The following is a 24,478-nucleotide window of genomic DNA, read 5'->3' as shown; positions in this document are numbered from 1 at the left end:
ACCTGCCTCGCACGGTGTCCTGGGTCCCCGGTTCTCATTCTCGTCCCGCCGGCCCTCGCCTGCACACCGGCCGCGCGGGCCCCGAGGGTGGGGCGGGGCCGGGCCGAACGGCCCTTTCGGGGCGTTCCCGCACGTCGCGTACGCTGCGGGCGGTGGGGGCGGCGCGGTGCGGCCCCGTCCGGACGAGACGAGAGCAGGCGGCCGACATGCCCGAGACAGCCGACCCCGCGGTGGACGGGACGGCCGGCGCGGCCGTACCCGACGACGGGCCGGCCGGCGTGCCCGCCTGGCCGCGGCTCGACGTTCCCGAGCGGACGCAGGCGCTGCTCACGGCCGTCATGGAGCTCGGCCGCGACCTCGAACTCCCGCAGGTGCTGCGGAGCATCGTCGAAGCGGCCGTCGGCCTGACCGGCGCCGAGTACGGGGCGCTCGGGGTGATCGACGACCGGCGGAAGCTGTCCCAGTTCCTGCCCGTCGGCATGGCCGAGGAGCTGGTGGCCCGGATCGGCCCGGCTCCGTGCGGCCACGGCATCCTCGGCGAACTGATCCGCAACCCGGCGCCGCTGCGCCTGGACGACCTCACCCGGCACCCCAGCAGCTTCGGATTCCCGGACCATCACCCGCCGATGCGGACCTTTCTGGGGGCGCCGATCCGGATCCGGGACGAGGTCTTCGGCAACATCTACCTCACGGAGAAGCGGGGCGGCGGGGCCTTCGACCCGGACGACGAGGCCGTGCTCACCGCGTTGTCGATGGCGGCGGGCGTCGCGGTCGACAACGCGCGCCTGTACCACGACAGCCGTCGCCGGGAGCACCGCCTGGAGGCGCTGGGCGAGATCACCCGGGCGCTGCTCGCGGGCACCGACACCGACGAGGTGCTGCGGCTGATCGCCCGGCGGGCGATGGAGGTGGCGGACGCCGATCTCGCCGCCGTGCTGCTGCCGTCCGGGCCGGCCGGCGACCTGACGGTGCGGGTGGCGCACGGCGACGCGGCGGCGCGCGTGCGGGGCGAGCGGCTCCCGGCCTCGGGCTCCCTGGCCGGCCTCGCGGCCCGTACCCGCGGCCCCGTCGTCACCGCGGACGTCCGGACCGATCCCCGGGCGCGGACGCTGGACGGCGGCGGCCCGGAGGGCGCGGCGGCGCACGGGCCCGTGGTGGCGGTTCCGCTGCCCGTGGACGACGCCGTGTGCGGTGCGCTGCGGCTCAGCCGGAGAGCGGGGCGGCCCGCCTTCGACCCGAGCGAGACCGAGCTGATCAGCGGCTTCGCCGACCAGGCGGCGATCGCGCTCGAACTCGCCCGCAGGCGGGCGCAGTCCGAGGAGCTGGCGGTGCTCCACGACCGCGACCGGATCGCGCGGGACCTGCACGACCTGGCGATCCAGCGATTGTTCGCGACCGGGATGACGCTGCAGAGCGCGACCCGGGTCATCGAGCGGCCGGAGGCCGTCGAGCGGGTCACGCGCGCGGTCGACGACCTGGACGCGACGATCCAGATCATCCGCTCGACCATCCTCCAGCTGCGGACCCCGGCCGACGACCGGACCAACGGCACGGCCCTGCGCCGGCGGATGGCCGAGACCGTGCAGCTGGCCGCGCAGCACCTCGGTTTCCCGCCGGCCCTGCGGATCACCGGCCCGGTGGAGACGAGCGTGCCGGAGGGGCTGGCGGAGCACGTGCTCGCGGTCACGGCGGAGGCCCTCAGCAACGCGGCGCGGCACGCCCGGGCCGGCCGGGCCGAGGTGACGCTGTCCGTGCCGGACACGGCCGACCGGCTGGTGCTGACCGTGACGGACGACGGCACGGGACTGGGCGCGGCCGTCCCGACGGGCGGGCTCCTGAACATGCGCTCGCGGGCGGAGCAGTGCGCCGGGTCGCTGCGTCTGGAGTCGCCTTCCGGGGGCGGCACCAGGATCGTGTGGAGCGCGCCGCTGCCCACCGCGTGACGGCGGAGCGGCGAGCGGCGCGGCGCGCGGCCGGCCGGCCGCCTCAGGGCTGGTCGTGGTGGGGTTCCCGGAAGCGTTCGGCGATCATCGCGGCCTGGATGCGGCGGCCGACGCCGAGCTTGCCGAGGATGGCCGAGACGCGGTTCTTGACGGTCTTCTCGGCGAGGTAGAGCCGCTCGGCGATCTGCCGGTTCGTCAGGCCGAGGCCGATGAGGTCGAGGATCTCCAGTTCGCGCGGGGTGAGCCGGTCGAGTTCGGCGGGCGCGTCGCTGCGGGGTCCGCCGTCGGTGCCGCGGATCCTGGCCATCACGCGCTCCGTCATCCTCGGGTCGAGGAGGGACTGGCCGGTGGCGACGGTGCGGACGGCGGTGACCAGGTCCGAGCCGCCGATCTGCTTGAGGACGTAGCCGGCCGCCCCGGCCATGATGGCGTCGAAGAGCGCCTCGTCGTCGTCGAACGAGGTGAGCATCAGGCAGGCCAGGCCGGGGAGTTCGGTGCGCAGCTCGCGGCAGACGGCGACTCCCTCGTGGTCGCCGCCGGAGGCGCCGCCGAGCCGGACGTCGAGCACGGCGACGTCGGGCCGCGCGGCGGGCACGCGGGCGAGCGCCTCGCGGGCGTCGGCGGCCTCGCCGACGACGACGATGTCCGGCTCGGCCTCCAGGAGGTCCCGCACGCCGCGGCGGACGACCTCGTGGTCGTCGAGGAGGAAGACCCGGAGGGGGGCGGTGCCGGTGGGGCCGCCGGGCACGGGGACCGGCGACATCAGCATGCGGGCCCCGCCGGTGCGGCGTGGGCCCGGCCCGCGGCGGTGCGCGGGCGCGGCTCGTGGACCGCCGGGGCGGTGGGACGACGCGGTGGGGGCTTCACGGGAGGACTCCTGGGCAGGGGGTGCGGCGGGCAAGCAGCCTGGGGCGCGCCGGACCACGGCCATGATCGCCGGGCCCGGGCGAGCGCCAGTATGGCACCGGGGCCGCCGGGTCCTTCGGCCCCGGTCCCGGGGGGTCGAACGGCCCTATGAGGGCGGCCGGGTCCTTGGTCGAATGCCTCCGCGACCCGGGGCGCCGATCTCCCCGCCCGGTCCGGCCGTCCCCCGGACCGCGTCGGCGCGCCCGGGCCGCGGCTTCCGTGGCACGGGCCGTCCGGACCGGTCCGGACGGCCTCGTGGGCGCGGGCCCCCGGGGGCCGAAGGACCCTTCCGCGGGGCGGTCGGGTGGCGTGTACTGGGGCGACCGGGTCCCGTGCCCGCCGCGCGCCGGGGGGCGCGCCCCATCGAACTCCCGGGAAGGCACCGTGCGCGACGACGCCGCATCCGTCCTCGTCGAGGCCCGCGAGGGCGCCCCTCCGGCCGGGCCGCGCCGGCGGACGGTCGAGCTGGGCCCCGAGGAGGCGCTGCGGCTGCTCTCCGGGGTGCCGCTCGGGCGGATCGTCTTCACCGAGCAGGCGCTTCCGGCGATCCGCCCCGTCAACCACGTCGTCGACGGAGGCGACGTGGTGATCCGTACGGACGAGGGGGCGGCGCTGGCCCGGCGGGCCCGGGAGGCGGGGACGCGCGGGGTCGTCGTGGCGTACGAGGCCGACGAGATCGACACCGCCGGCCGGCTCGGGTGGAGCGTGGTGGTCACCGGTTACTGCCGGCTGGTCACCGATCCGGAGGAGGCGGCCCGTTACGCGGCGGTGCTGCGGTCGTGGACCGACCGGCCGCGGGAGCAGGTGGTCCGGATCCGGCCGGATCTGGTCACGGGCATCCGGCTCGTCGCGGCGGACTGAGCCTCAGGCCCGCGCGAGGGGGGCGGTGCCGCCGACCGGGTCGTGCCGTATCCGTCCGGCGGGCACACCGGCGTCGGCCAGCCGGTCCAGGGTGGCGGTGACCATGGCGGGCGGGCCGCTGACGTAGGCGAGGTGGCGGGACCAGTCCCCGTGCCGGGCGACGGCGTCGGCGACGGAGCCCTGCTCCGCTCCCCCGGCCCGTTCGCCGACGACCGGGACGACCCGGAGCCAGGGCCGGTGCCGTTCGAGTTCGGCGACGGCGGCGGTGTCGTAGAGGTCGTCCAGGGAGCGGGCGCCGAGGAAGAGGTGGGCGGTGCGGCCCTGCGGGCGGCGGGCGGCCAGCTCCTCCAGGAGCGCCTTGGCCGTGGCCCAGCCCGTGCCGCCGGCGACCAGCAGCAGATCCCGCGGGCCGTCCGCCGCGGGGGCGTCCTCCAGTGTGGTGGTCCCCCGGGCGGGTCCGAGGCGCAGCGTGTCGCCGGCGCGGGTGTGCGTCACGAGGGCGTCGCTGAGACCGCCGGGGCCGGTGCGGCGGACGTGGAACTCCAGTTCTCCGTCGGCGCGGGGCGCGCAGGCGATCGAGTACGGCCGCCAGGCGTGCGGGAGCCTTGGGGACTCGATGCTCGTGTACTGGCCGGCGCGGTACGGGAACGGCTCCGCGGTCCGCACCCGGAGGACGGCGAGGCCGGGGCGGCGCAGCTGGTGGCCGGTCACCGTGGCGTGCCACGAGGCGGGTTCGCCGACGGCCTCCTCCGCGCCGCCGACCATGGCGGCGACGGCGAACCTCACCATGCGCAGCCACGCCTCCTCCAGCTCCGGCACCCAGTCCGCGCCGGCCCTGCGGCGGAGCGCCTCGGCGAGGGCGGCCTCGAACACCTCGAAGTGCACCGGGCGGACGCCGAGCTTGCGGTGGTCGCGGCCGAGCCGGGCGCAGAAGGCGGCCACCTCGTCGGGCCGGTCCAGGTTCTCGGCGAGGTACCAGAAGGCGCGCTCCAGGTGGGCCCGCTGGAAGTCCATCGAGTCGGGGAAGAGCCCCCGCAGGTAGGGGTGCTGCTCGAACATCGCCCGGTAGAGGTGGGTGATGAGCCCGTCGAAGGGGGTGACCAGCGGCAGGTACCGCCGGATCGTCTCCTGGTCGGCCCGCCCGTCGTAGGGGGCCGGGGCGCGGTGGCCCGGGGGCGGGGACGCCGGGGCGGGGCCGGGCGTGCGGGCGGGGGCGAGCAGGCGCTGCCGCAGTCGCATGGCGTCCTGCCGGGCGAGGAGGGTGTGGTACTCGTCGTACCCGCCGCCTCCCGCTGGGTCCGGGTGCCGGTGTCCGGCTCCCGTTCCCGCGTCCCACAGCTCCGTCCGGTCCGCCGTCGTCATCGGCACCCCTTCCACGTCGTCCTCCACGCTCGCGCGCTCCGCCGCACGCGGCCGGCGGACGGCCGGCCGCCGCAAGATCACGAACGGAGCGGGCGTCAGTGTGGCACCGCTGCGCAACCGCCGTCCGGCCCTCCATGACAAGGGCCGACCGGCCCTGTCGGCCGCCGGGCCGACGGTGTAGGGGCCCGCCCGGGCGGGGGCGTGCGGGGGTCAGTCCGCCGGTGCGGCGGCTCCGGAGAGGCGCGCGAAAGCGGCGGTGACGCCGGGGGTGCGGGCGAGTTCCACGAGGGCGCGGGCCATGGCCGGGCCCGGGTCCCGGGCGAGGGTGACCAGGCCCACCGGGACGGCCCGGGAGGGGCCGGCCATCGGCACGGCCCGCATGCCGTTCGGCACGCCGAAGACGTTCAGCCAGGCGGAGGGCACGATGGTGGCCCAGCGGCCGGTGCGGACGTGGGCGAAGAGCGCGGCCACCGAGTCGGTCTCGACCCGGGGCGAGGGGCGCGCTCCCGCCTCGGCGAAGACCTCCTGGAGGACCTGCCGTCCCTGCATGGCCTCGGTGAGGAGGCAGAGCGGCAGGCGGGACGCCTCCGCCCAGGTGGCCTCGGTGCGCCGGTCGAGGCCGTCGGCGTCGGCGTCGTCGGTGAGGAGCACGTACCGCTCCTGGTAGAGCGGGACCGTGCGGAATCCCTCCGGGACGCGGTGCAGATAGGTCACTCCGGCGTCGATCTCGAAGGTCTGGAGCTGCCGGAGGATGTCGTCGGAGCGCAGATCGGCCGCCACCTCGACGGTGACGAGCGGGTGCCGGGCGCAGAAGGGGCCGGTCAGCTGGGCGACGGCGCCCGAGGCGGTGGGGACGGCGCCGATCCGGAGCCGTCCGCTGAGACCGGTCCGCAGGGCGTCGACCTCGCTCTTGAGCGCGTCGCGGTCGGCCAGGATGCGCTGGGCCCGGACGACGATCCGCTCTCCCTCGGGGGTCAGCCCCTCGTAGCTGCGGCCGCGCCGCACCAGGGAGACGCCGAGTTCGTCCTCCAGCTTCCGGATCGCCTCCGACAGGGCGGGCTGGGAGACGTAGCAGGACTGTGCGGCGCGGGCGAAGTGACGTTCGCGGGCGAGGGCGACGAGGTATTCGAGTTGGCGGAACAGCACTCCTCGGGTTTATCCGAACGCCGGCCGGAACGCCAACACGTGTCGTCGTGTCGGCCCGCGCGGCCGGGCGGGCCTCTCCGAGCGGGAGCTACGGCGCGATCCGCTGCTCGCCCGCGTACACGTTCATCGACGTGCCCCGCAGGAACCCGACCAGGGTCAGGCCGGTCTCGGCGGCGAGGTCCACGGCGAGCGACGACGGCGCGGAGACGGCCGCGAGCAGGGGGATGCCGGCCATGACCGCCTTCTGCGCCAGTTCGAAGGAGGCGCGCCCGCTGACCATGAGCACGGTGCCGCGCAGCGGCAGCAGCCCCTCGCGCAGGGCGTGGCCGACGACCTTGTCGACGGCGTTGTGCCGGCCGACGTCCTCGCACAGGCGGAGCAGTTCGCCGTCGGGCCCGAACAGGCCGGCCGCGTGCAGTCCCCCGGTGGCGTCGAAGACCCGCTGGGCGGCGCGCAGCGCGTCGGGCAGGCCGGTGAGCAGGGCGGTGTCCACGCGGAGGGGGTCGTCGGCCACGGACCAGGCGGCGGTCGTTCGGACGGCGTCCAGGCTCGCCTTGCCGCACAGTCCGCACGAGGAGGTGGTGAAGACGTTCCGCTCCAGCGAGGCGTCGGGTGCGGGGACGCCCGGGGCGAGGCCGACGTCCACCACGTTGTAGGTGTTGCCGCCGTCGGACGTGGCCCCCGCGCAGTAGCGGATTCCGGCCACGTCGGCGGCGGTGCGCACCACCCCCTCGCTCACCAGGAACCCGGCGGCGAGGTCGAAGTCGTCGCCGGGGGTGCGCATCGTGACGGCGAGCGGGCGCCCGCCGACCCGGATCTCCATCGGTTCCTCGACGGCGAGGGTGTCGGCCCGGTGGGCGCACAGGCCGTCCCGCACGCGCAGGACCCTCCGGCGCGCCGTCACGCGTCCCACGGCGCGCCTCCCTGCCCGGCGGTACGGCCGGTGGCGGGCTCCAGGCGGATCAGGACGCCCTTGGAGGTGGGGCAGTTGCTGATGTCGGCCACGCTGTCGAGCGGCACGAGGACGTTGGTCTCGGGGTAGTAGGCGGCCGCGGAGCCGCGGCTCGCCGGGTAGGCGACGATCCGGAAGCCCTCGGCCCGCCGCTCCCTGCCGTCGTGCCAGACGCTCACCAGGTCGACGAGGTCGCGGTCGGCGAGGCCGAGGGCGGCGAGGTCGCCGGGGTTGACCATGACGACGCGGCGGGCGTCGTGGATGCCGCGGTAGCGGTCGTTCGGGGCGTACCAGACGGTGTTCCACTGGTCGTGCGACCGCAGGGTCTGGAGGAGCAGGTGGCCCGGGGGGATGTCGGGCATGGTGAAGTCGTTGCGGGTGAAGACGGCCTTGCCGCTCGGGGTGGGGAAGACGCCGTCGTTGACCGGGTTGGGCAGGTGGAAGCCGCCGGGCACGGCGACCCGGGCGTTGAAGTCCTCGAAGCCGGGGACGACGCGGGATATCCGGTCGCGGACGGTTCCGTAGTCGGCCTCGAACTCCTCCCAGGGGATGTCCGGGGTGGTGCCGAGGGTGCGCCGGGCGAGCCGGCTGACGATCGCGACCTCGCTGAGGAGGTGCGGGGAGGCGGGCGGCAGTTTGCCGCGGGAGGCGTGGACGTCGCTCATGGAGTCCTCGACGGTGACGAACTGCTCGCCCCCGGCCTGGACGTCCCGGTCGCTGCGGCCGAGGGTGGGGAGGATGAGCGCCGTGTCGCCGCAGACCGTGTGGGAGCGGTTGAGCTTGGTGGAGACGTGCGCGGTGAGCCGGCAGCGCCGCATGGCCTCCTCCGTGACGGCGCTGTCCGGTGTGGCCCGTACGAAGTTGCCGGCGACGCCGAGGAAGACCTTGGCGCGGCCGTCGCGCATGGCGCGGATGCCGTGCACGGCGTCCAGTCCGTGGTGGGCGGGCGGGGTGAAGCCGAACTCGCGGCCGAGGGCGTCGAGGAACGCCGGGGGCATCTGCTCCCAGACGCCCATCGTGCGGTCGCCCTGGACGTTGCTGTGGCCGCGCACCGGGCAGACGCCGGCGCCGGGGCGGCCGATGTTGCCGCGTGCCATCAGGAAGTTGACGATCTCGCGGATGGTGGGCACGCCGTGCTTGTGCTGGGTGACGCCCATCGCCCAGCACACGATGACGCTCCCGCTCCTCAGGACCCGGGCGAAGAGCTCGTCGATCTCGTCGCGGGCGAGTCCGGTCGCGGCGAGGATGTCGTCCCAGGGGACCTTGCGGGCGTGGGCGGCGAACTCCTCGAAGCCGGTGCTGTGGGTCCGGATGAAGTCGTGGTCGAGCACGGTGCCGGGAGCGGCGTCCTCGGCCTCCAGGAGGAGCCGGTTGAGTGCCTGGAAGAGGGCGAGGTCGCCGCCGGCCCGGATGTGCAGGAACTGGTCGGCGATCGGGGTGCCGCGGCCGAGGACGCCGCGTGCCTTCTGCGGGTGCTTGAAGCGCATGAGGCCGGCCTCGGGGAGGGTGTTGACGGCCACGACGTGCCCGCCGTTGCGCTTGGTCTCCTCCAGCGCCGACAGCATCCGGGGGTGGTTGGTCCCCGGGTTCTGTCCGACGACGAAGATCAGGTCGGAGTGGTGGATGTCGTCCAGCGAGACGCTGCCCTTGCCGATGCCGAGGGTCTCCCCGAGCCCGAAGCCGCTGGACTCGTGGCACATGTTGGAGCAGTCCGGGAGGTTGTTGGTGCCGAAGGCGCGGGCGAGGAGCTGGAGGAGGAAGGCGGCCTCGTTGTTGAGCCGGCCGGAGACGTAGAAGAGGGCCTCGTCGGGCGAGTCCAGCGCCTTGAGCTCGTCGGCGAGCAGCCCGAGCGCCTCGTCCCAGCCGATCGGCTCGTAGTGGGTCGCGCCCGGCCGCTTGACCATGGGCTCGGTGAGCCGGCCCTGCTGGTTGAGCCAGTAGTCGGACATGCCGTCGAGCTCGGCGATCGAGTGGGCGCGGAAGAAGTCCCGGGTGACGCGGCGCGAGGTGGCCTCGTCGTTGATGTGCTTGGCGCCGTTCTCGCAGTACTCGTTCATGTGCCGCTCGCCCGGGGCGGGTTCGGGCCAGGCGCAGCCGGGGCAGTCGGTGCCCTTCGCCTGGTTGATGTTGAGGAGCGTCAGCGCGGTGCGGCGCGGCGAGGTCTGGCGCAGCGAGTACTCCAGCGCGTGCGTCACCGCGGGCAGACCGGTCGCCCAGGTCTTGGGCGGCGTGACCTTCAGGTCGTCGACCGGGTCCTCGATGCTGCGGCTCATTTCGCGTACGCCTCTTTTCCGGATGTGCGCGCCGACGCGCTGGGGGATCAGCTTCGCGACGCTCCGGACATGCCGTCAAAGAGGGGGCTCCGATGAGCTGATCGGCGCCGCTTATCTGTCGGCCTCAGACCCTTCTGACCAGCGGATACGACGGCGATAGGCGTCTTCGACCGGGCCATCGGGATTCCCGGTCCGGGGTCTTCCGGGGAAGGCCGGCGCATTCCCGGGCAGGAATGCGGGGACGGGAATTCCGCCGGTACGGGACGGGGGCGCCGTCCCGCGCCGGCCGCGGCCCGGGCATGCCCGCCGTCGCCGCCGGCGCGGCGCGGGGCGACGGGGCCCGCGCGCGCCCGGCCCCGCACGGAGGCCCAGGACCCCACCGTCCAGGAGGGGCCGGCCGCAGGATCCATCATGTCTGTTGGTGTGTGTTTATGTTGATGATGTGTGGGGGATTTCGCTGGGTGTTCAGCGGGAAGTTACCGGACGGTCAAGGAGCGGTGGCCCACGGACGCTCTCCTTGGGGCGCTCCGCGCCGCTCCCCGGCCGCCGCACCACTCCCGTTCCGCCCGACTTCCGGAGGACTACTCCCCCATGGCCGACCTCGATCGCCGCCGGTTCCTTCAGCTCGCCGGTGGCACCGTCGCGTTCAGCGCGCTGTCCGAGTCCATCGCCCGCGCCGCCGCCATCCCCGCGCAGGGATCCACCGGCACCCTCCAGGACGTCGAGCACATCGTCGTCCTCATGCAGGAGAACCGGTCCTTCGACCACTACTTCGGGGCGATGAAGGGCGTCCGCGGCTTCGGCGACCCCCGTCCCGTGACGCTGCCCAGCGGGAAGTCCGTGTGGAACCAGTCCGACGGCTCGAAGGTGACCCTGCCCTTCCGTCCCGAGAGCGCCAAGCTCGGCATGGAGTTCCTCCAGGGGCTCAACCACGACTGGGCCGGTGGCCAGAAGGCGTTCAACAAGGGCAAGTACGACAACTGGATACCGGCCAAGACCAAGGCCACGATGGCGTACCTCACCCGGGACGACATCCCGTTCCACTACGCGCTCGCCGACGCCTTCACGATCTGCGACGCCTACCACTGTTCGTTCATCGGCTCGACCGACCCGAACCGCTACTACCTGTGGTCGGGCCACACCGGCAACGACGGCACGGGCGGCGGCCCGGTCCTCAACAACGCCGAGGCCGGCTACGGCTGGAAGACGTACCCCGAGCGCCTGGAGGCGGCCGGCGTCTCCTGGAAGGTCTACCAGGACATCGGCGACGGCCTGGACGCCGCCGGCTCGTGGGGCTGGATCAACGACGCCTACCGCGGCAACTACGGCGACAACTCGCTGCTCTACTTCAACAGCTACCGCAACGCCCAGCCGGGCAGCCCGCTCCACGACAAGGCCCGCACCGGCACGAACGCCAAGGCGGGCGAGGGCTACTTCGACCGGCTGCGCGCCGACGTGCAGGCCGGGCGGCTCCCGCAGGTCTCCTGGATCGCCGCGCCCGAGGCGTTCTCCGAGCACTCCAACTGGCCGTCCAACTACGGCGCCTGGTACATCGCGCAGGTGCTGGACGCCCTGACGTCGAACCCCGACGTGTGGGCCCGCACCGCGCTCTTCATCACGTACGACGAGAACGACGGCTTCTTCGACCACGTCGTCCCGCCCTTCGTCCCGGCCGACGCCTCCTGGGGCCTCTCCACCACCCCCACCGCGCTGGACCACTTCCCCGGGAAGATCGGGTACGTCGCCGGGCCCTACGGCCTCGGACCGCGCGTTCCCATGATCGTCGTCTCCCCCTGGTCCACCGGCGGCTACACCTGCTCCGAGACCTTCGACCACACCTCGGTGATCCGCTTCATCGAGCGCCGCTTCGGCGTCCAGGAGCCGCAGATATCGCCCTGGCGGCGGGCCATCTGCGGAGACCTCACGTCCGCCTTCGACTTCACCCGCGCACAGCCCCGGCCCGTCCCGCTGCCGCCCACGGCCGGCTACTACCCGCCGGACCGCGACCGCCACCCCGACTTCCCGGCCACCGCGCCGGCCGTCGGCACGATGCCCCGCCAGGAACCCGGCTCCAAGCCCACCCGCCCGCTGAAGTACGCCCCGTACGTGGACGGCTCCGCCGACACCTCGGCCGGCACCTTCCGCCTGACGTTCAGCGGCGGCCCCGCCGCCGGCGCCCAGTTCTACGTGACCTCGGCCAACCGCACCGACGTCCCGTGGACGTACACGGCGGAGGCCGGGAAGTCGGTCGCGGACACCTGGAACACCAAGTACTCCAAGGGCACCACCGACCTCACCGTGCACGGCCCCAACGGGTTCCTGCGCCGCTTCCGGTCCCCCGGCAGGACCGCCGTCCCCGAGGTCACGGCACGGCACAACGCCGCCACCGGCGCCCTCGACCTCACCTTCACCAACGCGGGCCCGGCGACGACGGTGACCCTCACCCACGCCTACGCCGGCGGCCCGCAGACGCTGACGGTGGCCCAGGGCGCGACGGTCACCCACGCGGTGCCCCTCGCGGCCTCCGGCCGCTGGTACGACATCACCGTCACCTCGGCCGCCCACGCCGACTACGCCCGCCGGCTCGCCGGACACGTGGAGACGGGCGCGGAGGGAGTGACGGACCCCGGGATCCTGACGTACTGATCCGCCGGCGCACGGATCCACCGGCGGACCGCCGCACGGACGCCCCTCGGGCACCATGGCGACGTCACGGCGACGTCATGGCGCCCGCGCGGGTGCGGAAGGTGCGGCGGTAGCTGTCCGGGGGGACACCCAGGGTCCGGTTGAAGTGCCGGCGCAGGGTCGTGGCGGTGCCCATGCCGGTGGCCGCGGCGATGACGTCGACACTGTCGTCGGTGCGCTCCAGGAGCTCCTGGGCACGGCGGATCCGCTGGGCCAGCAGCCACTGCAGCGGCGTGGTGCCGGTCGCCGCCCGGAAGTGGCGGGTGAGGTGGCGCGAGCTCAGGCCGGCCCGGCGGGCGAGGTCCTCCACGGTCAGCGGCCGGTCGAGCCGCTCGACGATCCAGGGGAACAGCACGGTGAGCGGGTGGTCGTCCTGGGCCGGGACCGGCGCGGTGACGAACTGCGCCTGCCCGCCGGAGCGGTGCGGTGGCACGACGAGCCTGCGGGCGACGGTGTTGGCGACCGACGAGCCGTGGTCGAGGCGGACCACGTGCAGGCACAGATCGAGTGCGGCGGCCTTGCCGGCGGAGGTGAGGACGCTGCCGTTGTCGACGTAGAGGACGTCCGGGTCCACCTCGACCTCGGGGTGGCGGGCGGCCAGGGCGTCGGTGTGGGCCCAGTGGGTGGTGGCGCGCCGGCCGTCGAGCAGCCCGGCGGCGGCGAGGACGAAGGCACCGGTGCAGAGGGAGACGATCCGGGCTCCGGCGGCGTGGGCCGCGCGGACCGCGTCGACCAGGTCGGCGGGCGGGTCCACGTCGATGTCGGCCCAGCCGGGGACGATCACGGTGCCGGCCTGCCGGAGCCGGTCGAGGCCGTGGTCGGGCACCAGCCGGAACGGGCCGAAGGGGACGGGGCCGGGTCCGCAGACCGTGACGTCGTACCAGGGGACGGTCACCGCGTCGGGCGCGGAGCCGAACACCTCGTGGGCGACGGACAGTTCGAAGTGCAGCATTCCGTCGGTGACGGCCAGCGCGACAGAGGTCATGTCCGAAACTGTACGGGGCACGTCGTTTCCGACACTCACGGTTGCATGTTCAACCATTCCAGGATGGTCCTACGAGCCGCAGTCGACCGGACGCGGCACAGGGCAGGGAGAGACCTCATGACCGCGGGACAGACGGTGACGGTGTACGGCGCTTACGGCCACACGGGCCGGTTCGTGGTGGCCCACCTGCGGGAGCGCGGCTTCGTCCCGGTCCTGGCCGGGCGGGACCGGGACAAGCTGGCCGCCCTCGCGGAGGAGCACCCGGGGCTCGACACCCGCCCCGCGCCGGTCGACGACCCGGCGGCGCTCGACCGGGCGCTGGCCGGCGCCGACGCCGTCGTCAACTGCGCGGGCCCGTTCGCCACCACGGCCGGCCCGGTGATCGAGGCGGCGCTGCGGGCCGGGATCCCCTACGTCGACGTGGCGGCCGAGATCGAGGCCAACGCCGACACGTTCGCGCGGTTCGCCGGCCGGGCGAAGGCGGCGGACGCGGTCGTCCTCCCCGCGATGGCCTTCTACGGCGGCCTCGGCGACCTGCTGACGACCGCCGCGCTCGGCGACCGGACGACGGCGGACGAGGCGCACATCGCGTACGGGCTCAGCGGCTGGGAGCCCACCGAGGGGACCCGGCTCGCCGGGAAGGTGTCGGCGGAGCGGCGCGGCGGCCGGCGGGTCCGCTTCGCGGACGGGCGGCTGGAGTACCACACCGACGAACTGCCCACGCTGACGTGGCCGTTCCCCGAGCCGATGGGACCGCGGACGGTCGTCGGCGAGTTCACGATGGCCGACGTCGTGACCCTCCCGAGCCATCTGTCCGTCCCCACCGTGCGCACCTACATGTCCACCGAGGCGGCCGGCGGCGTCACGGGCGCGCGGACGCCCGCCCCGACGGCGGTCGACGAGCGCGGCCGGTCCGCGCAGACCTTCCTCGTGGACGTCGTGGTGCGCTCCGGCGGCACCGAGCGGCGAGCCGTCGCCACCGGACAGGACATCTACGCCGTCACGGCGCCGCTCGCCGTCGAGGCCGTGCACCGGATCCTCACCGGCCGGACCCGTACGACCGGGGTCGCGTCCGCCGGCGCGCTCTTCGACGCGGCGGACTTCCTCCGCTCCCTCGCGGCGGCCGGCCACCTCACCTGGGAGACGGACGTCGCGGCGAGCCCGTCGGCGGGGGCGTAGCGGACCGCCCGCCGCTCGCTCCGGGCCCGCCGCGGCGGGGGGTCAGTGACCGAGGGCGTCGATGCCGGCCTGGGCGAACTGCTCGTCCTGGAGCCCGCTGGGCGCGCCGGCGACGCCGATCCCCGCGATCGGGGAACCCTGGTACCGGATCGGCAGGCCGCCGGCGAGGAAGAGCGTGTCCGGGATGTCGGCGAGCGTCGGGGTCTGTTCGAGCCGGCCGACGAGCACCGACGTCGGGGCGTTGAACGAGGCCGCCGTGTACGCCTTGCGCTGCGCCGACTCGTAGGTGTGCGGGCCCGCGCCGTCGCCGCGCAGGACGACGATCGGGTTGCCGCTGCGGTCCAGCACGGCGACGCTGACCCGCTGCCCCGCGGCGACCGCCGCCGCGAGCGCGGCCCGGGCCGCCTTCGCCGCGGCCCGCTCCGTCAGATGGGCGGTGCTGACCACGTTCTGGGGCGCGACCCCGCCGTCCGTCGCCGGCGCGGTGCACGCCGTCGCGCACGTGGCGCCGACGGCCTGCACGGGCCCCGCCAGGCCGAACCCCAGGCCGACCGCCAGCAGACTGCCGCAGGCGGCGGCGCGTACACGCGGCGTGGATCTCTTCACGGACACTCCCCTTCCGTCACGGCGGCCACCGGGACGGGGGCCGCCTTCGTAGCGGCATTGCAGCCCCGCGGGACCCGTCCCCGGGGCACCGACACGGTCCACTGGCCCGGACGGCCCGATGCCACCGCCCGGGTGGACCGGCCGGACGGGACCGGGCGGGTGTCAGGGGGTGTCCGGGCCGTCGGGGGTGTCGCGGAGCCGGCGGAGGTAGGTCGCGGTCAGCGAGACCGCGCGGTCCTCGTCGCGCGTCAGGTCGCCGAGGGCCCTGAACGCGGCGGGGCCGGGGACGTCGGCGAGCGCCTGGGTGAGGCGGCCCCGGGCGGGAGGCGCGGTGGCGGGATCGGCGAGACGGGCGACGAGCCGGGCCGCGATCGCGTCCGCCGTACCGGTGTCGACGGCCAGGACACCGAGGGCGTCGGCCGCGTCGGTGTCGTTCCTGCCGGCCACGATCATCTCGACGAGCACCGGGATCACCTCCGGCTCGCCGCGGCTCCCGAGGGCCAGGGCCGCCTGGCCGCGGACCACCGGGTCGGCGTGGTCGAGGGCCTCGCGGAGCCGGTCGGCGGCGTCGTCGCCGGGGAGTTCGGCGAGGGTCCTGACGGCCCGTTCCCGCACCTCCGCCGTCGGGGCGGCGAGGGCTCGGGCCAGCAGGGCGGGGCCGCCGTCTCCGGAGCGGGCCAGCGCCCAGCGGAGGGCCCCGGCGACATGGGGATCCGACTCGTCAAGGGCCGCCTCGACCAGCGCCTCCACCGGTACGGGGACCTCGTCGGCCGAGGACAGGGCGGCGCGCTGCCGGATGTCCTCGCTCGGCGAGCCGAGGGCCTGGAGGAGCGCGACGGCCTGGAGGGCGTCGTCCCAGCTGGCGGGCCCGGTGGCGTCGATCCGGCGCAGGCGGGTGAGCAGCTCGGTCTCGGCGGCGAGGCGGGCGACGGTCTGGTCGATGAGGTCGCCGACGAGCTGCGCGGGGGTGAAGCCGGGGTCGTCGAGGGCGCGGCCGATCTCCCGCAGCGACAGGCCCAGCGAGCGGAGGCTCTCGATGTGGAAGACCCTCCGGATGTCCTCGTCGCCGTACTCCCGGTAGCCGGAGCCGGTGCGGCCGGAGGGCCGCACCAGGCCGAGCGACTCGTAGTGGCGGAGCATCCGGGCGCTCACGCCGGAACGACGCGCCACCTCACCGATCAACACGCCCTGGGCCCTCCCCCTCCGATCGCGCCGGCCGCACCGGCCGGGCCCGCACCGTCCGGTGCCGTGCGGTGCGGGCCCGACGGCATCCGGAGGAGTCGGCCTAGTCTCCCCCTCGCGGCGCCCCCGCGAGGGCCACGACGCGCTTCGCCTCCTCGATCGCTTGCGCGAAGCCGGTCTCCGGGTCGGCCAGGATCCGCTCGGTGGCGAGCGCGTGGGCGCGGACGCCCGGGTCGGAGTCGGTCGCGGCGGCGCGCAGGACCGGCAGGATCACGTCGCCGAGCTCGATCAGCGCGCGGCTGAGGCTGAGCTGCGTGTCCGTCCCGCCGCGCCCCAGCTGCGTGCCCAGCACCCCGGCGAGGGCGGCCTCCTCGCCGTCCGGCACGAGCAGCGCCGCCGTCCGCCACGCGGCGCGCGCCACCTCGTCGTCGGTGTCGGTCAGGTGCCCGCGCGTGATCTCGGGCCACGCCTGCCGGTCCCCGATCTTGGAGAGCGTGTGCAGGGCCTGGCTCCGTGCCTGCGGCCGCTCCGAGCGGAGTTCCCGGAGCACCCTGGGGAGCGTCAGGGTCACAGGGTGGCGGATGAGGGCCCAGGTCAGCATGTCGCGGACGAAGAACTCGGGCTCGACCGCGCACCGCTCGACCAGCGTGTCCACGAGCCGGGCGTCGGGCGCCGTGCCGGCCGCCATCGCGGCCCGCAGCCGCACCGACGAGCTCCCGTCCTCCAGCGCCCGGACCGCCTGCCGTACCTCCGGGTCCTGCTCCGTCATGGTCATCGGGACCACCTCCTCGACCGGCAGTCAAAGGCTTGTCACCGTGTCAAGGTCAAGTCCGGCCGCCCCCGGGCCGGTCGGAGACGACGCGCGCCGGGGGTCCCGCGCGTACCCCTCCGAGGCCGGCCGGGAACCGGGGCGCATCCGCACGCGAGATCGGGAAGAGGCCGCGGGCGGCGGGAGTTGACCTTCGTATCGGCATACGGCGAGACGGAGGAGCGGTCATGGCGGGAGCGTTGGTCATCGGGGCGGGGCCGGGGATCGGACAGGCGGTGGCGCGGCGGTTCGCCCGGGAGGGGCTGCCGGTCGCGCTGGTCGCGCGGACGGAGAAGACGGTGACGGAGGCGGCCGCGGCCCTCGGCCCGCTCGGGGTGCGGGCGGTGCCCCTCACCGCCGACGTCGCCGACGAGAAGGGCCTGCGCGCCGCTCTCGACACGGCCGTGGCGGAACTCGGCGAACCCGACGTCGTGGTCTACAACGCGGCCGTCATCCGGCCCGACGCCGTCGGTGAGCTCGCTCACCGCGACCACCTGGACACCTACGCGGTCAACGTCCTCGGCGCCCTCTCCACCGCCGCCCACCTCCTGCCCGGGATGGCCCGGCGGGGCCGGGGCACGTTCGTGGTCACCGGCGGGATGCCCGAGATGAAGCCGCCGTACGTGAGCCTGTCGCTGGGGAAGGCCGGGGTGCGGGCCCTGGTCGAACTGCTCGACACCGAGTACGGGCCGTCGGGTGTGCACGTCGCCACGGTCACCGTCGGCGGGGCGGTCGCGCCCGGGACGGCGTACGACCCCGACGACATCGCCGAGCACTACTGGCGGCTCCACACCCAGCCGCGGGAGCGGTGGGAGCGCGAAGTGCTCCACTGACCGCGCCCGGGAGCCGGCGGCGTCCGCGCGTCCGGGTCCTGACACTCCCCTGACCCTGGGTTTGCGGGGTCCGGACGTTCCTGCGGGAAGCGGCGGGAAGCTCACCGAGTCCTGGACCGGGGCGTCTTGAGGCGGTGGGCGGCGCCTGCCGATGCTGGAGGGGTTCGGTTCTTCGGCAGGCAGTGGGCGGGGAGGGGAGGGCGGATGACCGTCGTGACGTCGCGGGTGTCGCCCGGGGTGCGTCGGGTGACGCTCGGGACAGGCCGGGGTGCGCCGGTGACGGGGCTGCTGGCCGAGCCGGAGCCCGGAACCGGTGCCCCGCGCGCGCTCGTGGTGGCGCTGCACGGCGGCGGGATGAGCGCCGGGTACTTCGACGGGCAGGCCCATCCGGACGTGTCCCTCCTCGCGCTCGGCGCGCGGCTCGGCTACGCGGTCCTCGCGCTGGACCGGCCGGGGTACGGGCCGTACGCCGGGCTGGAGCCGGACGGGCGGGACGTGGCCGGGCAGGCCGGGGCCGTCGCCGAGGCGCTGGACGGGTTCGCCGGGGGCGCCGTGCTGCTGCTCGGGCACTCCTTCGGCGGCAAGGTCGCGCTCGCCCTGGCGGCGGACCGGCCGCCCCGGGGACTGGTGGGCGTGGACGTGTCGGGGGTCGGGCACCGGCTCGCCGTACCGGCCGGACGGGCCGCGCGGGGCCCCGGGTTCGCCGCCCGGCGGCTCGACTGGGGTCCGACGTTCGGTCTCTACCCGCCCGGCACGTTCCGGGCGAGCCGGTCCGTCGTGGCGCCGATGCCGCGGCGGGAGGTGGAGTCGGTGGGCGGCTGGGCCGGCGGCGGCGCGGACGTCCTGGAACGGGTGCGGGTCCCCGTGCGGTTCACGTTCGCCGAGTACGAGGCGTGGTGGCGGCACGGACCGGACGACGTGGCCGATCTGACGGGCCGACTGGCCCGCGCGCCGCGGGTGGTGGTGGACCGGCTGCCGGCGGCCGGGCACAACGTGAGCCTGGGGTGGGCGGCCCGCACGTACCACCTGCGGGTCTTCGCCTTCCTGGAGGAGTGCCTGGCGGCGTCCGGCGCGCCGGCGGGGTCCGCGCCGTGAGCGGTGCCGGAGGCGGCGGGGTGTTCCGCGCCCTGCGGGTGCGGGACTTCCGGCTGTTCGTCCTCGGGCAGATCGTGTCGGTGGCCGGCACGTGGATGATGGTCGTCGCGCAGGACTGGCTCGTGCTCGGTCTCACCGGCGGGTCGGCGACCGCGCTGGGCACGGTGACAGCGCTGCAGTTCGCTCCCCTGCTGCTGTTCACGCTGTACGGCGGGCGGCTCGCGGACCGGTACGACAAGCGGGCGCTGCTCACGGCCGCGAACGTGCTGTCGTGCGCGCTGGCCCTGGTGCTCGCGCTCCTGGTCCTGGCGGGCGCGGTCCAGCTGTGGCACGTGTACGCGTTCGCCTGCGCCCTGGGGATGGTGAACTCGGTCGAGGTGCCGGCGCGGATGGCGTTCGTCGGGGAGCTCGTGGGGTCGGAGCTGCTGCCCAACGCCTCGGCGCTCAGCGCCGCGTACTTCAACGTCGCCCGGGTCGTCGGCCCCGCCCTGTCGGGGCTGCTGATCTCGGCGGCCGGCGTCGGCTGGGTGATGCTGCTGAACGCGGCGAGCTACGCGGCCACCGTCGTCGCCCTGCGGCTGATGCGGGGCGGTGCCGGGCGGCCGCGGCCGCGCCCGGGCCGGGTGCGCGTGGTGGACGGGCTGAAGGCGGCGGGCCGGTTCGACCTGGTGGTGCCGCTGGTGCTGGTGGCGGTCGTGAGTCTGTTCGGACTGAACTTCCAGCTGACGCTGCCGCTGCTGGCCGCCCGGGTGCATCACGCCGGTGCCGGGACCTTCGGTGTGGTGACGGCGGTGTTCGCGGCGGGGTCGCTGGTGGCGGCGCTGCTGACGACCGTGCGGCGGGGGCGGCCGTCGGCCCGGCTGGTCGCCGGCGCGGCCGTCGCGTTCGGAGTGCTGGAGGCGTGCGTGGGACTGGTGGCGTCGTACGGGCCGTCCCTGGTGCTGCTGTTCCTCACCGGCGGGGCGTCGATCTTCTTCGTGCAGGCCGCCAACCACCGGGTCCAGTTGGGGGTTCCGCCCGAGCTGCGCGGCCGGGTCCTGGCCCTGTACACGCTGATCCTCCAGGGCTCGACGCCCCTGGGCGCGCTGCTCGTGGGCGTGCTCGCGGAGCGCTGGGGGGTGCGGTGGGGGTTCCTGGTCGGGGGCCTGGTGTCGCTGGCGGCGGGGGTCGCGGCCCTCGCGGTCGGGCGTCGCGGCGGGGACGGCCCGGGAGACGGCGACGCCGAGGAGGACGGACACGGGACCGTGCCGGACGGCCCGGTGACGCGGGAGCGGGAGCCGTCCGGAGAGCGGACGCGGCCGTGACGGGGCGGGGCCCCGCAGGGACCGTGGAGGTGTGGCTGCTGACCGTGCCGGAGGGCGTTCCTCCGGAGGCGTACGGGCTCCTCGACGCGGCCGAGCGGCGCCGGGCCGGGGAGTTCGCGACGGCGGGCGGCCGGGGGCGGTACGTGTGGGCCCACGTGGCGCTGCGGCGGGTGCTGTCCCGGTACACGGGGGTCGATCCGGCCGCTCTGCGCTTCGGCCGGGAGGGCCGGAACGGGCGGCCCGTGGTGCGGGGCGTGGCGGCGCCCGGTTTCTCGCTGTCGCACAGCCACGGGCTGGTCGCCGTCGCCGTCGCCCCGGGGGCGGTCGTGGGGGTCGACGTGCAGCGGATGTGCCCGCCGGGCACGGTGGCGGCCTGCCTGCCGCGGCTGCACCCGAGGGAGCGGGCGGAGCTGGAGGGGCTGGCCCCGGCCCGGCGGGCGGAGGCGTTCACCCGCCTGTGGGCGCGGAAGGAGGCGTACCTCAAGGGCCTGGGGACGGGACTGGGCCGGCCGCCGCGCGCCGACTGTCTGGGCGACGCGGATCCGGCGGCGCGGCCGTCCGGGTGGGACGTGCACGACGTGCCCGCCCCGGCCGGGTACGCGGCGGCGGTGGCCGTGCCCGGCGGGGCGGCGTGGTCGGTGCGTCCGGTCGGGTCAGCCGCCGGCGCGGGGTGAGGGGTTCCGGCCGGGGATCGCGTCGAGCAGTTCGCGGGTCCAGGGGTCCCGGGGCGCGGTGAAGACCGTCTCCACGGGGCCCGTCTCCACGATCCGGCCGTGACGCATCACGGCCACCCGGTGGGCGATCTGCCGGACGACGGCGAGGTCGTGGGTGATGAACAGATAGCTCAGCCCGTCCTCCCGCTGGAGCTCGGCGAGGACGTCGAGGACCCGGGCCTGGGCCGACACGTCGAGGGCGGAGACGGGTTCGTCGCACACCACGAGGTCGGGGCGGAGGGCCAGGGCGCGGGCGACGGCGACCCGCTGCCGCTGGCCGCCGGAGAGTTCGGAGGGGCGCCGGCGGGCCACGGCCGCGGGCAGGTGGACGCGGTCGATCAGTTCGGCGGCCCGCCGGGCCCGCTCGGCGCGGCCGGCGACGCGGAACGCGCGGAGGGGCTCCGCGACGATCTCGGCGACGGGGAGCCGCGGGTCGAGGGAGGTGTACGGGTTCTGGTAGACGATCTGGAGGCGGCGGCGCAGGGCGCGCAGGGCCGGGCCCCGGAGCCGGGTGACGTCCTGGCCGTCGAAGGTGATCCGGCCGGCCGTCGGGGTGGTGAGCCGCAGCAGCAGCCGGGCCGTCGTGGACTTGCCGGAGCCGGACTCGCCCACCAGGGCCAGGGTCTCGCCGCGCGCGATGCGCAGGCTGACGCCGTCGACGGCGGGCGCCGGCGGTCCGCCGGGGCCGGAGCGGCGGCGCGGGTACTCCTTGACGAGGTTCTCGGCGGTGAGCAGGTCGGGCCGGCCGGCGCTCCGGACGGCGGCCGGGAGGGTGCGGCGGGCGGGGGCGAACGCCGGGGCGGCGGCCAGCAGGGACCGGGTGTAGGGGTGCCGGGGCGCGGTGAGGACCTCATGGGTGGGGCCGGTCTCGACGATCCGGCCCCGGGCCATGACGGCGATGCGCCGGGCCCGGTCGGCGGCCACGCCGAGGTCGTGGGTGATCAGCAGGACCGCGGTCCCCGAGGTGCGGGTGAGGGTGTCGAGGTGGTCGAGGATGGTGCGCTGGACGGTGACGTCGAGGGCGCTGGTGGGTTCGTCGGCGACGAGGAGGCGGGGGCGGGCGGCGAGGGCGATGGCGATGAGGACGCGCTGCCGCATGCCGCCGGAGAGTTCGTGGGGGTACTGGCGGGCCCGTTCCCGCGGCCGGTCGAGGCCGGCTTCGCCGAGGAGTTCGGCCGCCCGGTCGAGGGCGGTGCGCCGGTCGGGGGCGAGGCCGTGCAGGAGGAGGACCTCGGCGACCTGGCTCCCGACACGCTGCACGGGGTTGAGGGAGACGGCCGGATCCTGCGGGACGAGGCCGATGGCGCGGCCGCGGTGGGCGCGCAGGACGGCCTCGTCGGCGCCGGCCAGGTCGGTGCCCTCGTACCGGATCGTGCCGCTGTCGACGCGGGCGCCGGGCGGGAGGAGACCGAGGACGGCGTGGGCCGTGGTGCTCTTGCCGGAGCCGGACTCGCCGACGAGGGCGAGGACGTCCCCGGCCCTGACGGTGAGGTCCACGCCCCGGACGGCGGGCACGGGGGCGGCGCGGGCGCCGTAGGTGATGGTGAGGTTCCGGACGGCGAGGAGGACGTCGGGTCCCGCGTCCGGTTCGGTGACGGCGGCGGACTCCGGGCCGAGGGCCGTGGCGGGTTCCGGGCCGAGGACCGTGGCGGGGGCCTGAGGCGTGGCGGGGCCGGCGGCCGGGGGCGGGGTGCTGGTCATGGGGTCTCCCTCGCCTCGCCGTCGAGGGCGCGGGCGATGCGGTTGGCGGCCAGGACGGTGGCCGCGAGGGTGAGGCCGGGCAGGGTGGTCAGCCACCAGCCTGCGGCGAGGTAGTCGCGCCCGGAGGCGACGAGGGAGCCCCACTCGGGCTGCGGCGGGCGGGCCCCGTAGCCGAGGAAGGACAGGGAGGACACCTGGAGGACCACGGCCCCGAAGTCGACGGCCGCGTACACGAGGACGGGCGCGGCCGCGTTCGGCAGCACGTGGCGGAGCAGCACCGCGTACCAGCGGACGCCGCTCGCCCGGGCGGCCTCGACGTACGGGGTGCGCGCGACCCGCTGGACCTCGGTGCGCATGATCCGGGCGAACATGGCGACGCTGGTGACGCCGACCGCGACGGCGACCTCGACCGTGCCGAAGCCGAGGGCGGTCACCAGGGCGAGGGAGAGCAGCAGTCCGGGCACGGCGAGCAGGACGTCGGTGAGGCGCATGAGGGCGGCGTCGGCCCGCCCGCCGAGGTAGCCGGCGAGCAGGCCGACGAGCGAGCCGGCGACGAGTCCGACGGCGACCGCGAGGCCGGTGGCGCGCAGGGTGAGGGCGCTGCCGTGCACGACGCGGGCGTAGAGGTCGCGGCCGAGCTGGTCGGTGCCGAAGGGGTGGTCGGCGCCCGGGGGCAGGAGCCGTTCGCCGGGGACCCCGGCGAGGGGGTCGCGGCCGGTGAGGAGCGTGGGGAAGAGCGCGGCGAGCAGGACGACGGCGATCAGCGCCGCGGAGAGCAGCAGCCCCGGTCTGGCGAGCCAGAAGGCCACCGCGCGGCGGGCGCGCGAGCGGGGGGCGGGCGGCGGTTGGCCCGGTGCGCCGTGCGGGGCGGCGGGCCGCGCGGCGGCGTCGTCGGGGGTTCCGGTGCCGGCGGGGCCGGTCGTGCGGTCGGTGGTGAGGTCGGTCACGCGGTCACCGCCGGGCGGTCCGTCGCCGCGATGCGGGGGTCGATCAGCGGGTGGACGAGGTCGACGACGAGGTTGGCCGTGACGTACACGACGGCTCCGAGGACCACGAGCCCCTGGACGACGGGGATGTCCTGGGTGGTGACCGCGGTCGCCGTGAGCCGGCCGACGCCGGTGCGGGCGAAGACGGTCTCCACCACGACGGACCCGGCCAGCACCCCGCCGGTGAGGACGCCGGCGACGGTGAGCGGCGGGGCGAGGGCGTTGCGGGCGGCGTGCCGGAAGTGCACCCGGACGCGGCCGGCGCCCTTGGCCCGCGCCGTGTCGATGTACGGCTCCGCCAGCGCGGTCCGCAGGCTCTTGGCGAAGACCTGGGCGACGAGGCCGGAAGCGGGCAGGGCCAGGGTCGCCGAGGGCAGCACGAGCGAGTTCCAGCCCTCGTTGCCGAAGGCGGGCAGCAGCCCCCAGCGGAACGAGACCAGCTGGACGAGCAGCAGTCCGACCCAGAAGGTGGGCGCCGACACCCCGGCGGCGGGCAGGGACAGCAGGAGCTGCCGGAGCCAGCGCCGCCGGGTGTAGGTGCCGAGCAGGGCGATGGCGCCGCCCAGCGGCAGGGCCAGGAGGAGCGTGGCGCCCGCGAGCTGGAGGGTGGCGGGCAGGGCCTCGGCGATGAGCTCCGTCACCGGCCGGCCGCCGTGCACCGAGGTGCCGAGGTCTCCGCGTAGGGCGTTCCAGAGCGCGGTCGCGTACTGCTCGGGCACCGGCCGGTCGAGCCCGTAGCGGACGCGCAGTTCGGCGATCTGCTCCGGGGTGACCGAGCCGGCGTCGCCGCCGCCCGCGGCCATGATGGTCACCGGGTCGCCGGGCAGCAGGTACAGCACGACGAAGGAGACCGTGTACGCGGCCCAGAGCACGAACAGCGCCTGGGCCAGGACGCGCGGGAGGCGGCGCTTCACCGGAGTGCCTCCGTCTCCGTGGGCCGTACGGGCCCGGTCCGGGC

At 75.7% G+C, this 24,478-nt stretch carries 20 protein-coding genes; 8 read left to right on the top strand and 12 right to left on the bottom strand.

Annotation, left to right across the window (positions count from 1 at the left end; translation table 11 throughout):
* Positions 1-338 precede the first annotated feature (338 nt).
* A complete protein-coding gene (locus tag ACFVU3_RS10810; protein ID WP_390065746.1) occupies positions 339-1,943 on the top strand; it encodes a GAF domain-containing protein in 1,605 nt (534 codons plus the stop codon).
* 43 nt (positions 1,944-1,986) lie between these two features.
* On the opposite strand, the gene ACFVU3_RS10805 is transcribed toward ACFVU3_RS10810, so the two are convergent.
* A complete protein-coding gene (locus tag ACFVU3_RS10805) occupies positions 1,987-2,712 on the bottom strand; it encodes a response regulator (protein ID WP_390065521.1) in 726 nt (241 codons plus the stop codon).
* A 521-nt stretch (positions 2,713-3,233) separates the two neighbouring features.
* On the opposite strand from ACFVU3_RS10805, the gene ACFVU3_RS10800 reads away from it, so the two are divergent.
* Positions 3,234-3,710: a pyridoxamine 5'-phosphate oxidase family protein gene (locus ACFVU3_RS10800; protein ID WP_390065520.1), complete on the top strand. Its 477-nt coding sequence runs from the start codon at positions 3,234-3,236 to the stop codon at positions 3,708-3,710.
* A gap of 3 nt (positions 3,711-3,713) precedes the next feature.
* Here ACFVU3_RS10800 and ACFVU3_RS10795 read toward each other — a convergent pair whose 3' ends face one another.
* The 4 genes from ACFVU3_RS10795 to ACFVU3_RS10780 form a co-directional block, all read right to left on the bottom strand.
* Positions 3,714-5,099, bottom strand: coding sequence for a globin domain-containing protein (locus tag ACFVU3_RS10795; RefSeq protein WP_390065519.1), 1,386 nt, complete (start codon positions 5,097-5,099; stop codon positions 3,714-3,716).
* 183 nt (positions 5,100-5,282) lie between these two features.
* A complete protein-coding gene (locus ACFVU3_RS10790; RefSeq protein ID WP_390065518.1) occupies positions 5,283-6,218 on the bottom strand; it encodes a LysR family transcriptional regulator in 936 nt (311 codons plus the stop codon).
* A gap of 88 nt (positions 6,219-6,306) precedes the next feature.
* Positions 6,307-7,131: a formate dehydrogenase accessory sulfurtransferase FdhD gene (fdhD, locus tag ACFVU3_RS10785; protein ID WP_390065517.1), complete on the bottom strand. Its 825-nt coding sequence runs from the start codon at positions 7,129-7,131 to the stop codon at positions 6,307-6,309.
* Positions 7,119-9,443, bottom strand: a complete 2,325-nt coding sequence (locus ACFVU3_RS10780) for an FdhF/YdeP family oxidoreductase (RefSeq protein ID WP_390065516.1) — start codon at positions 9,441-9,443, stop codon at positions 7,119-7,121. Before ACFVU3_RS10780 ends, fdhD begins: the two co-directional genes overlap by 13 nt.
* Before the next feature lie 591 nt (positions 9,444-10,034).
* Between ACFVU3_RS10780 and ACFVU3_RS10775 the strand changes: the two genes are divergently transcribed.
* A complete protein-coding gene (locus ACFVU3_RS10775; protein WP_390065515.1) occupies positions 10,035-12,089 on the top strand; it encodes a phosphocholine-specific phospholipase C in 2,055 nt (684 codons plus the stop codon).
* Between the two features lie 64 nt (positions 12,090-12,153).
* Here ACFVU3_RS10775 and ACFVU3_RS10770 read toward each other — a convergent pair whose 3' ends face one another.
* Positions 12,154-13,113 carry a helix-turn-helix domain-containing protein gene (locus tag ACFVU3_RS10770; protein ID WP_390065514.1) on the bottom strand — a complete coding sequence of 320 codons (960 nt, stop codon included), beginning with the start codon at positions 13,111-13,113 and terminating at the stop codon, positions 12,154-12,156.
* Between the two features lie 117 nt (positions 13,114-13,230).
* On the opposite strand from ACFVU3_RS10770, the gene ACFVU3_RS10765 reads away from it, so the two are divergent.
* A complete protein-coding gene (locus ACFVU3_RS10765) occupies positions 13,231-14,292 on the top strand; it encodes a saccharopine dehydrogenase family protein (protein WP_390065513.1) in 1,062 nt (353 codons plus the stop codon).
* A 42-nt stretch (positions 14,293-14,334) separates the two neighbouring features.
* Here the strand turns inward: ACFVU3_RS10765 and ACFVU3_RS10760 are convergent, their stop codons facing one another.
* The 3 genes from ACFVU3_RS10760 to ACFVU3_RS10750 all read right to left on the bottom strand — a co-directional run bounded on the left by ACFVU3_RS10760 (position 14,335) and on the right by ACFVU3_RS10750 (position 16,855).
* Positions 14,335-14,898: a heme-binding protein gene (locus ACFVU3_RS10760; protein WP_390065511.1), complete on the bottom strand. Its 564-nt coding sequence runs from the start codon at positions 14,896-14,898 to the stop codon at positions 14,335-14,337.
* A 162-nt stretch (positions 14,899-15,060) separates the two neighbouring features.
* Complete coding sequence (locus ACFVU3_RS10755; RefSeq protein WP_390065510.1) at positions 15,061-16,083, bottom strand: HEAT repeat domain-containing protein; 1,023 nt, start codon at positions 16,081-16,083, stop codon at positions 15,061-15,063.
* Positions 16,084-16,183: 100 nt separating this feature from the next.
* Positions 16,184-16,855 carry a HEAT repeat domain-containing protein gene (locus ACFVU3_RS10750; protein ID WP_390065508.1) on the bottom strand — a complete coding sequence of 224 codons (672 nt, stop codon included), beginning with the start codon at positions 16,853-16,855 and terminating at the stop codon, positions 16,184-16,186.
* Between the two features lie 221 nt (positions 16,856-17,076).
* On the opposite strand from ACFVU3_RS10750, the gene ACFVU3_RS10745 reads away from it, so the two are divergent.
* From ACFVU3_RS10745 to ACFVU3_RS10730, 4 genes are all read left to right on the top strand, one after another.
* Positions 17,077-17,721 (top strand): SDR family NAD(P)-dependent oxidoreductase, encoded by a 645-nt coding sequence (locus ACFVU3_RS10745; protein WP_390065506.1) that lies wholly within the window; start codon positions 17,077-17,079, stop codon positions 17,719-17,721.
* A gap of 204 nt (positions 17,722-17,925) precedes the next feature.
* Entirely contained in the window at positions 17,926-18,816 is an 891-nt protein-coding gene (locus ACFVU3_RS10740) for an alpha/beta fold hydrolase (RefSeq protein ID WP_390065505.1), read from the top strand.
* On the top strand, positions 18,813-20,120 hold the full coding sequence (locus tag ACFVU3_RS10735) for an MFS transporter (protein ID WP_390065504.1): 1,308 nt from the start codon (positions 18,813-18,815) through the stop codon (positions 20,118-20,120). Before ACFVU3_RS10740 ends, ACFVU3_RS10735 begins: the two co-directional genes overlap by 4 nt.
* Entirely contained in the window at positions 20,117-20,794 is a 678-nt protein-coding gene (locus ACFVU3_RS10730; RefSeq protein WP_390065503.1) for a 4'-phosphopantetheinyl transferase family protein, read from the top strand. Before ACFVU3_RS10735 ends, ACFVU3_RS10730 begins: the two co-directional genes overlap by 4 nt.
* Here the strand turns inward: ACFVU3_RS10730 and ACFVU3_RS10725 are convergent.
* From ACFVU3_RS10725 to ACFVU3_RS10715, 3 genes are read right to left on the bottom strand one after another with little or no spacing between them, the layout of a single operon-like run.
* Positions 20,774-22,534, bottom strand: coding sequence for a dipeptide ABC transporter ATP-binding protein (locus ACFVU3_RS10725; RefSeq protein ID WP_390065501.1), 1,761 nt, complete (start codon positions 22,532-22,534; stop codon positions 20,774-20,776). The two genes, ACFVU3_RS10730 and ACFVU3_RS10725, sit on opposite strands and share 21 nt — an antisense overlap.
* The gene (locus tag ACFVU3_RS10720) at positions 22,531-23,481 is read right to left on the bottom strand and encodes an ABC transporter permease (protein ID WP_390065500.1); all 951 of its coding nucleotides are present in this window, start codon (positions 23,479-23,481) and stop codon (positions 22,531-22,533) included. The genes ACFVU3_RS10725 and ACFVU3_RS10720 overlap by 4 nt, the downstream gene beginning before the upstream one ends.
* A complete protein-coding gene (locus tag ACFVU3_RS10715) occupies positions 23,478-24,434 on the bottom strand; it encodes an ABC transporter permease (RefSeq protein ID WP_390065498.1) in 957 nt (318 codons plus the stop codon). Before ACFVU3_RS10715 ends, ACFVU3_RS10720 begins: the two co-directional genes overlap by 4 nt.
* Positions 24,435-24,478: the final 44 nt, after the last annotated feature.

The organism is Streptomyces sp. NPDC058052 (assembly GCF_042885515.1).
GTDB lineage: Bacteria > Actinomycetota > Actinomycetes > Streptomycetales > Streptomycetaceae > Streptomyces.
Note: the sequence above shows the minus strand (reverse complement) of the source record. Positions and strands in the feature narration are given on the sequence as shown.

Bases quoted from the DNA above. Each gene is read 5' to 3' on its own strand.
- ACFVU3_RS10805 (WP_390065521.1), bottom strand. From the start codon at position 2,712: ATGCTGATGTCGCCGGTCCCCGTGCCCGGCGGCCCCACCGGCACCGCC.
- ACFVU3_RS10770 (WP_390065514.1), bottom strand. From the start codon at position 13,113: ATGACCTCTGTCGCGCTGGCCGTCACCGACGGAATGCTGCACTTCGAA.
- ACFVU3_RS10745 (WP_390065506.1), top strand. From the start codon at position 17,077: ATGGCGGGAGCGTTGGTCATCGGGGCGGGGCCGGGGATCGGACAGGCG.
- ACFVU3_RS10740 (WP_390065505.1), top strand. From the start codon at position 17,926: ATGACCGTCGTGACGTCGCGGGTGTCGCCCGGGGTGCGTCGGGTGACG.
- ACFVU3_RS10765 (WP_390065513.1), top strand. From the start codon at position 13,231: ATGACCGCGGGACAGACGGTGACGGTGTACGGCGCTTACGGCCACACG.
- ACFVU3_RS10780 (WP_390065516.1), bottom strand. From the start codon at position 9,443: ATGAGCCGCAGCATCGAGGACCCGGTCGACGACCTGAAGGTCACGCCG.
- ACFVU3_RS10810 (WP_390065746.1), top strand. From the start codon at position 339: ATGGAGCTCGGCCGCGACCTCGAACTCCCGCAGGTGCTGCGGAGCATC.
- ACFVU3_RS10750 (WP_390065508.1), bottom strand. From the start codon at position 16,855: ATGACCATGACGGAGCAGGACCCGGAGGTACGGCAGGCGGTCCGGGCG.
- ACFVU3_RS10775 (WP_390065515.1), top strand. From the start codon at position 10,035: ATGGCCGACCTCGATCGCCGCCGGTTCCTTCAGCTCGCCGGTGGCACC.
- ACFVU3_RS10725 (WP_390065501.1), bottom strand. From the start codon at position 22,534: ATGACCAGCACCCCGCCCCCGGCCGCCGGCCCCGCCACGCCTCAGGCC.